Genomic DNA, 8,361 nt, shown 5'->3' on the forward strand with positions numbered 1-8,361 from the left:
GTGCCCTCCGCCACCGCCGAGGATGTGGACCGCGCCGTGCAGGCCGCGCGCCAGGCCTTCGATGATTCCGCCTGGAGCCGCATGCGTCCGCGCGAGCGGCAGAACCTGCTGTGGCGCCTGGCCGACCTGATGGAGCGCGATGCCCAGGAACTGGCCGAACTGGAATGCCTGAACAACGGCAAGAGCGCCGCCGTGGCCAAGGTCATGGACGTGCAGTTGGCCATCGACTTCCTCCGCTACATGGCCGGCTGGGCCACCAAGATCGAAGGCACCACGGTCGACCCGTCCCTGCCGCTGATGCCGGGCGACCAGTTCCACGGCTACATCCGCCGCGAAGCGGTGGGCGTGGTCGGCGCCATCGTCGCCTGGAACTTCCCCCTGCTGCTGGCCTGCTGGAAGCTCGGCCCGGCGCTCGCCACCGGCTGCACCGTGATCCTCAAGCCCGCCGATGAAACCCCGCTGACCGCCCTCAAGCTGGCCGAACTGGTGCTGGAAGCCGGCTACCCGGCCGGGGTGTTCAACGTCATCACCGGCACCGGCCTGAATGCCGGCGTCGCCCTCACCTGCCATCCGGGCGTGGACAAGCTGACCTTCACCGGCTCCACCGAGGTGGGCAAGCAGATCGGCAAGGCGGCCATGGACAACATGACCCGCGTGACCCTGGAACTCGGCGGCAAGTCGCCGACCATCGTCATGCCCGACGCCAACCTCGCCGAAGCCGCCGCCGGCGCCGCCAGCGCGATCTTCTTCAACCAGGGCCAGGTCTGCTGCGCCGGCTCGCGCCTGTATGTGCACCGCAAGCACTTCGACAACGTGATTGCCGACATCGCGGGCATCGCCAACGGCATGAAGCTCGGCAACGGCCTGGACCCCAGCGTGCAGATGGGCCCGCTGGTCTCCGCCAAGCAGCAAGACCGCGTCACCGGCTACATCAACCTCGGCCGCGAACTGGGCGCCACCATCGCCTGCGGCGGCGAAGGTTTCGGCCCCGGCTACTTCGTCAAGCCGACCGTGATCGTCGACGTCGACCAGCAGCACCGCCTGGTGCAGGAAGAAATCTTCGGCCCGGTGCTGGTGGCCATGCCCTTCGACGATATCGACGAGGTGGTGCGCATGGCCAACGACAACCCCTATGGCCTGGGCGCCAGCATCTGGTCCAACGACCTGTCGGCGGTGCACCGGATGATTCCGCGCATCAAGTCCGGCTCGGTCTGGGTCAACTGCCACAGCGCCCTCGACCCGGCCCTGCCCTTCGGCGGCTACAAGCTCTCCGGCGTCGGCCGCGAAATGGGCGCGGCAGCCATCGAGCACTACACCGAGCTGAAGTCGGTGCTGATCAAGCTCTGAGGGCTCCTGTGGGAGCGATTTCAATCGCGAATGAATTCGCTCCAACAAGGGTGCCAAGCGACCATTCGGCACCCGGTCCGACACCGTTGTGTGGGGGAAAAAAGCGCCATCCACCCTACGACACAAGCGTCACCAGACAACCCACAACAAGAAGGAAAAAACCATGCCGAACTACGTCATCGAACGCGACATCCCCGATGCGGGAAAGCTCACGATCAAGGAGCTTCAGGCCATCTCGCAGAAGTCATGCGCCGTGCTCAGCGCCATGGGGCCACAGATTCAGTGGCTGCACAGCTACGTGACGGACGACAAGGTCTATTGCGTGTACCGCGCGGATAACGAAGAACTGGTCCGCGAACATGCCGAGCAAGGTGGCTTCCCGGCCAATCGTGTCTCCGAAGTTCGCGGAATCATCGACCCGACCACTGCCCGCTGACGCGCCGACCAGACGGCAAGGCTGCACCCGTTGCCGCGTGCGGTCTTGCCCTGAACCTCACTCCTCTCCCATCGCCTTCAGCTTGCGGTACAAGGTTGCCCGTCCAATCCCCAGGCTACGGGCGGCAGCCGAGAGATTGCCCTGGCAGGCATCGATGGCGGCACGGATCGCGCGCTGCTCGGATGCCAGCAAGGTATCCCCCGCCAGTGATTGAGGTGCGGCGGCCGGCGCCGGTTCTGCCCGGCTTGCCGACGCCTTCGCGATGGCCGGCAGCACTTCGTCGGGCAAGTGTCGAAGCCCGATCCAACCCTCGTCTTCGGCCAGCGCGGCAGCGAGCCGGAGCGTCTGATGGAGCTGCCGGATATTCCCCGGCCAGCTGTAGCTCAGCAGGGCCTGCAATGCGGATTCCTCCAACGCCAGCGGCGCATGGGATGCCGTCTCGCTCTGCAGCAAGCGCTGGATCAGTAGCGCCAGATCGGTACGTTCGCGCAGGGCCGGCAAGGTGACCCGCAAACCGTTAATCCGGTAGTAGAGGTCCTCACGGAAACCCTGCTCCTGCGACAGCTGTGCCAGATCTCGGTGGGTGGCACAGATCAGCGCGCAATCCACTTTGATAACGGCAGTGCTGCCGAGACGGCTCAGGCTCCGCTCCTGCAGCACGCGCAACAGGCGCCCCTGCAGTTCCAGCGGCATGTCGCCGATCTCGTCGAGGAACAGGGTGCCCTGGTGCGCCTGCTCGATCTTGCCGGCCGCCCCGCCCTTGCGGCTGCCGGTGAAGGCACCCTCAACATGACCGAACAGCTCCGATTCGATCAGGCTCGCCGGAATCGACGAACAGTTGATCGCCACGAAGGGACCACTGGCGCGGGCACTGCCCTCGTGCAGCAGGCGTGCGAACACCTCCTTGCCGGTGCCGGTCTCGCCGTTGATCAGCACCGGGATATCCCGTGCGAAGGCCTTGCGGGCACGCTCCAGCGCAGAACTGACCGCTGGGTCTTCGAGGCACGGCCCCTGCACGGCGAGGGGGCGGCGCTCGGCGGTGGCGAAGGTGCGCGGCGGCTCCTGCAACTGACTGGCCTTCTTCTCCGGTGAGGTGGTGAGGCAGGCGTGCAGCTGGCAGCCCCACTGGGTCTGCATGCGGAATGGCACGCTGAGGTCGTAGCGGCGATAGCAGACGGCATGGGCGAAAGGCATGTCGAACAGCTCGTTGAAATCCATGCCCCGCTTCAACCCCGGCGACGAGAATATCTGCGTGGCGATGCGATTGGCCCCTTTCAGCTTTCCGACCGGATCGAACGCCAGCAGCCCCTCCATGGGGGTGCCGAGAATGTCCAGCCGGTAGTGCAAATGCACCAGCAGGACATTCCCCAACTCCATGAACATCCGCCGTTCGATGGCGCGGGCCGCGATGACCAGGGACTCCAGGCAATAGAGGGAAGTCGCCGGCCCTTTGCGGCTGGCATCCAGCACGCCGACTATTCCGCCATCGAGGCCGAAGATCGGGGTGGCCATGCAAGTGAAGGCATGGGCCTCCTCCAGGTAATGGTCGGCGCCAGCCACGACGACGGTTTCCCGCTCTTCCAGGGCGCAACTCGGCCCGGTGGTGCCCACCAGCGTTTCGAGGAACTGCGCGCCGGGCCGGAAAACCTGGTTGAGCTCCTGGCTGGCGCTGTTGCACTTGCCGATCGAGTTGAGCACCACGCCCTCCATGTCGATGCAGGCAAGTACCCAGTCCTTCGGCGCAAGCGCTCCGTGCAACTGCTCCATCTCGGGCTTCGCGGCGCCGAGAAGCGTCCCTCCGTGTTCCTGGATGTCCTTTGGACGGACCACGACCGGAGCATCGAAGAGCACCCGGTCGCGAGGCGAAATTCCGTAATGCTGGGAGCGCTCCCACGAGCGTGCGATCAACTGCGATCCGAAGGCCGGCCTGCGGCCCTCAGGCGACATGAGAACCGTCCTGCCTTCAGTGGCGGGAATGGGGTCATCGGGCTTGCTCATGGCTCATCCTCGAAACGGTTGTATCAGACCGGTACAGCATTGCCGCCCTGCAACTGGCTCAGAGTGAGACAGCGAGACGGTGCAACCTTCCTGGAACTTCCAACCGCCAATTGCATTTTTATACAAGCCATTGATTTTCAAGCACTAATTAGAACTTAAAACAATATGGCACAGGTCCTGCTGAACAGCTGATGCGTTTCTGGTTGTTCTTTCAAGTAAAGGCCAGAGAACAGCAATCAATGATAAACAAAAACAATAAAAGGTGATGTCATGACGAAGAGCGGTAAAGCTCGTCTCGCCTGTTCCAGCAGCACGCACAAGACCGCTGTTTCCAGGGCCCTGGCCCTGGCCACCAGCCTCGGTCTCGCAGCCGGATTCACCCCTGCCGCCCACGCTTTGGATGTGGATGCAGGCGACTACACGGCCTTGCCCGAAGGCACCAACCTCGGCCTGCTGTATTACCAACACGCCGAACGCAACGCGCTGTACGCCAACGGCCACAAGGCTCCCATCGACGCAGGCCTGGATTCGGACGTGGGCATCCTCCGGGGTGTGCACTTCATGAAGCTCGGCGACTACATCATCGATCCGCAGTTTCTCCTGCCCTTTGGCAATCTGCGTGCCAAGGACGATCTCAAGGGCCTGGGGAGCGATAGCGGCACCGGCGACCTGATCCTCGCGTCCACCATCTGGCTGGTGAACGACCCGGCCAAGCGTCGCTACTTCGGTATCACGCCGTTCATCTTTGCGCCGACCGGCAGCTACGACAACGACCAGCCGATAAACCTCGGCGAGAACCGCTGGAAGTTCACCCTCCAGGCCGGCTACATCACCGGCCTCACCGACAAGCTAACCCTTGATCTGGTGGGCGACGTGACCTTCTTCGGCGACAACGACGACTACGGTCCGGACAGCGTGACACGCAAGCAGTCGGAGCTTTATCAGGGCCAGGCTTTCCTGCGCTACAACTTCACTGAGCGCTTCGATATCCGTGCAGGCATATCCAGGACCTGGGGCGGGGAAAACGAAGTCGACGGCATCGATCTGAACGACGAACCCGATACCAGCAAATACAACATCGGCGCCTCCTACTTCATCACGCCCACCACCCAGGTGCTGGCGACCTACGGGCAGGACCTGTCCGTCGAGAACGGGTTCGAGGAAGACAACCGCATCAACCTGCGACTGCTGCAGGTGTTCTGACCTTTCGCCAGCCGACTGCCTGATTCATATCGGATGAGCGAAAGCACTCCGCCCATAACAAGCACATCAAGGAGTCCTGCGTAAATGTCCAACACGCAGCCCATGCACAGAAACCGTACCCGCCTCGCCGCCGCCCTGCTCGTCGCCCTGCTGGGGCCAGCCGCCTACGCGGCTCCCGTCGACCAGGCCGCCATTGTCGCCAGCGAGAAAGATGGCAGCGAATGGCTCAGCCACGGTCGTACCTATGACGAACAGCGCTTCAGCCCCCTGAAGCAGATCACTGCCGACAACGTCGGCAAGCTCGGCCTCTCCTGGTACATCGACCTCGATAACCACCGTGGACTGGAAGCGACCCCGCTGTTCTCCGACGGCGTGCTCTACGCCTCGCTTTCCTGGAGCCGCGCCATCGCCGTCGACGTGGCCACTGGCAAGGTCCTCTGGACCTTCGATCCGCAGATCGAACGCGGCAAGGCCCGCGACGCTTGCTGCGATGCCGTCAACCGCGGCGTCGCGCTGTGGAATGGCAAGATCTACATCGGCACTCTCGATGGCCGCCTGATCGCCTTGGACGCCAAGACCGGCCGGGAAGTCTGGAGCCAGCAGACCACCGACAACAGCAAGCCCTACACCATCACCGGCGCGCCGCGCGTGGTGAAGGGCAAGGTGATCATCGGCACCAGCGGCGCGGAGTATGGCGTGCGCGGCTACTTCTCCGCCTACGACGCCGAGACCGGCAAGATGGCCTGGCGCTTCTACACCGTGCCCGGCGACCCGGCCAAGCCCTACGAGCATCCGGAGCTGGCCGAAGCAGCCAAGACCTGGAAAGGCGACGAGTACTGGAAAGGCGGCGGTGGTGGCACCGTCTGGGACGGCATGGCCTACGACCCCGACCTGGAGCTGCTCTACATCGGCACCGGCAACGGCTCGCCGTGGAACCGAGAACTGCGCAGCCCTGGCGGTGGCGACAACCTCTACCTGTCGTCGATCCTCGCCGTGAACCCGGACACCGGCAAACTGGCCTGGCACTACCAGACCACCCCGGGCGAGACCTGGGACTTCACCGCGACCCAGCAACTCACCCTGGCGACCCTGGAGCTCGACGGCAAGCCCCGCAAGGTGATCATGCAGGCGCCGAAGAACGGTTTCTTCTACGTGCTCGATCGCGAAACCGGCAAGCTCCTGTCCGCCGAGAAGTTCGGCAAGGTGACCTGGGCCGAGCGCGTCGACCTGGCGACCGGCCGTCCGGTGGAGGTACCGGGTGCGCGCTACGAGAAAGAGCCCGTGGTGATGTGGCCGAGCCCGTTCGGCGCCCACAGCTGGCACTCGATGTCCTACAACCCGCAGACCGGACTGGTGTACATCCCCTACCAGGAAATCCCAGGCGTCTACCGCAACGAAGGCAAGGACTTCGTTCGCCGCAAGGGTTTCAACACCGGTGCCGGTTTCTCCGACGCCACCGAGATTCCGCGCGAGGCGGTGTCCGGTGCGCTGCTGGCCTGGGACCCGGTGAAGCAGAAGGAAGCCTGGCGCGTGCCCTACCCGCACTACTGGAACGGCGGCACCCTGAGCACCGCGGGTAACCTGGTGTTCCAGGGCACGGCCGCCGGCAACCTGGTGGCCTACTCGGCCGACAAGGGCAAGCAGCTCTGGTCCTTCGCCGCCCAGACCGGCATCGTCGCCGCGCCCATGACCTACAGCTACAAGGGCGAACAGTACGTGGCGATCATGGCCGGCTGGGGCGGTGTCGCCCCGCTGATTGGCGGCGATGCGGCGAAAGCGCCGGGCGTCGGCAACGTCAGCCGCCTGCTGGTGTTCAAGCTGGACGGCAAGGCCAGCCTGCCGCCGCTTCCGGAGAAACAAGTCGCCGCCCTCACCCGCATCCCGCAACCGGTCCACGCCAGTGAAGCCGACCTTAAAGCTGGCCAGCAGTTGTACGGCAGCTACTGCTCCGTGTGCCATGGCGTCGGGGCGATGAGCGGCGGGCTGGTGCCTGACCTGCGCAAATCCGACGAGTCGCGCCGCAGCCTGTTCCAGCAGATCGTCCGGGAAGGCGTGCTGCGTCCTCTGGGCATGCCATCCTTCGGGGACACTTTGACGGCGGACGAGGTCGAAAAAATCAAGGCCTACGTCATGAGTCGCGAGTACGCGGACTACACGAAGGAGCAGCAGTCGACCGCTGCGAAAGAAAAACCGTGATCGGACCAGGCAAGGCGGCCGCGACCGCACCGCCTTGCCTGGCCAGCACAGACGAAGATTTCGTCGATTCACCCCACGCAATAACAAAAGAGAGGATTCGACCCATGTGGACCAAACCCAGCTACACCGACATGCGCATTGGCTTTGAAGTGACCCTGTACTTCGCCAACCGCTGATGCTCCACGGCGCTGAGCTGGCCTCCACCGGCACAGCGTCCTTGCTTGACCCCGGTTTACCGGGGTCCTTTTTCCTGCAGGATTCCAAGGCAGGTCGTATTCGCCATGCATATCCAGATTCTCGGCTCGGCCGCCGGTGGTGGTTTCCCCCAGTGGAACTGCAATTGCCACAACTGCCGTGGCGTGCGCAGCGGCAAGGTCCGGGCGCAGCCGCGCAGCCAGTCCTCCATCGCCCTCAGCGCCAATGGCGTCGACTGGGTGCTGTGCAACGCCTCGCCTGATATCCGTGCCCAGCTGGAGGCCTTCCCGCCGCTGCAGCCGGCGCGCCGTGTGCGCGACACGGGCATTGCCGCGATCATCCTGATGGACAGCCAGATCGATCACGTCACTGGCCTGCTCAGCTTGCGCGAGGGCTGTCCGCACCAGGTCTGGTGCACTGAGATGGTCCACCAGGACCTCAGCACCGGCTTCCCGCTCTTCACCATGCTCCAGCACTGGAACGGCGGGCTGGCGTGGCACCCCATCGACCTGGCCAGTCCGGTGTTCGAGATTCCCACCTGCGCCGGCCTGAAGTTCACCGCCATCCCCCTGCGCAGCAGTGCGCCGCCGTACTCGCCGCATCGCGGCAACCCGCATCCGGGCGACAACATCGGCCTGTTCATCGAGGACCTGGCGAGCGGCGGCAGCCTGTTCTACGCCCCGGGCCTGGGCCAGGTGGATGAGACACTGCTCGGCTGGATGCGCCGCGCCGACTGCCTGCTGGTCGACGGCACGCTGTGGCGCGATGACGAAATGCGCCATTGCGAGGTCGGCGACAAGCTCGGCAGCGAGATGGGCCACCTGCCACAGAGCGGCCCGGGCGGCATGATCGAGGTGCTCGACGGCATTTCGGGCCCGCGCAAGGTGCTCATTCACATCAACAACACCAACCCGATCCTCGACGTCGATTCCCGCGAGCGCGCTGAACTGGGCCGCCACGGCATCGAAGTGGCCTGGGACGGCATG

The 8,361-nt window shown here is 64.5% G+C and carries 7 protein-coding genes; 6 read left to right on the forward strand and 1 reads right to left on the reverse strand.

Annotated features, from left to right (window positions below; translation table 11 throughout):
• The coding region (locus E8E75_RS12085; protein WP_280358939.1) for an aldehyde dehydrogenase family protein at positions 1-1,347 on the forward strand (1,347 nt) is incomplete at its 5' end.
• A gap of 163 nt (positions 1,348-1,510) precedes the next feature.
• A complete protein-coding gene (locus E8E75_RS12090) occupies positions 1,511-1,783 on the forward strand; it encodes a DUF4242 domain-containing protein (protein WP_120650606.1) in 273 nt (90 codons plus the stop codon).
• A 57-nt stretch (positions 1,784-1,840) separates the two neighbouring features.
• Here E8E75_RS12090 and E8E75_RS12095 read toward each other — a convergent pair whose 3' ends face one another.
• Positions 1,841-3,781 carry a sigma-54-dependent Fis family transcriptional regulator gene (locus tag E8E75_RS12095; protein ID WP_280358940.1) on the reverse strand — a complete coding sequence of 647 codons (1,941 nt, stop codon included), beginning with the start codon at positions 3,779-3,781 and terminating at the stop codon, positions 1,841-1,843.
• A 270-nt stretch (positions 3,782-4,051) separates the two neighbouring features.
• Between E8E75_RS12095 and E8E75_RS12100 the strand changes: the two genes are divergently transcribed.
• From E8E75_RS12100 to pqqB, 4 genes are all read left to right on the forward strand, one after another.
• On the forward strand, positions 4,052-4,984 hold the full coding sequence (locus tag E8E75_RS12100; protein ID WP_280358941.1) for a transporter: 933 nt from the start codon (positions 4,052-4,054) through the stop codon (positions 4,982-4,984).
• Between the two features lie 84 nt (positions 4,985-5,068).
• Entirely contained in the window at positions 5,069-7,180 is a 2,112-nt protein-coding gene (locus tag E8E75_RS12105) for a PQQ-dependent dehydrogenase, methanol/ethanol family (protein ID WP_280358943.1), read from the forward strand.
• 104 nt (positions 7,181-7,284) lie between these two features.
• Positions 7,285-7,356 carry a pyrroloquinoline quinone precursor peptide PqqA gene (gene pqqA, locus E8E75_RS12110; protein WP_120655176.1) on the forward strand — a complete coding sequence of 24 codons (72 nt, stop codon included), beginning with the start codon at positions 7,285-7,287 and terminating at the stop codon, positions 7,354-7,356.
• A 105-nt stretch (positions 7,357-7,461) separates the two neighbouring features.
• On the forward strand, positions 7,462-8,361 hold a 900-nt coding region (gene pqqB, locus E8E75_RS12115), incomplete at its 3' end, for a pyrroloquinoline quinone biosynthesis protein PqqB (RefSeq protein WP_280358945.1).

Source organism: Pseudomonas sp. BN606, from assembly GCF_029873115.1.
In the GTDB taxonomy this organism is placed as follows: domain Bacteria; phylum Pseudomonadota; class Gammaproteobacteria; order Pseudomonadales; family Pseudomonadaceae; genus Metapseudomonas.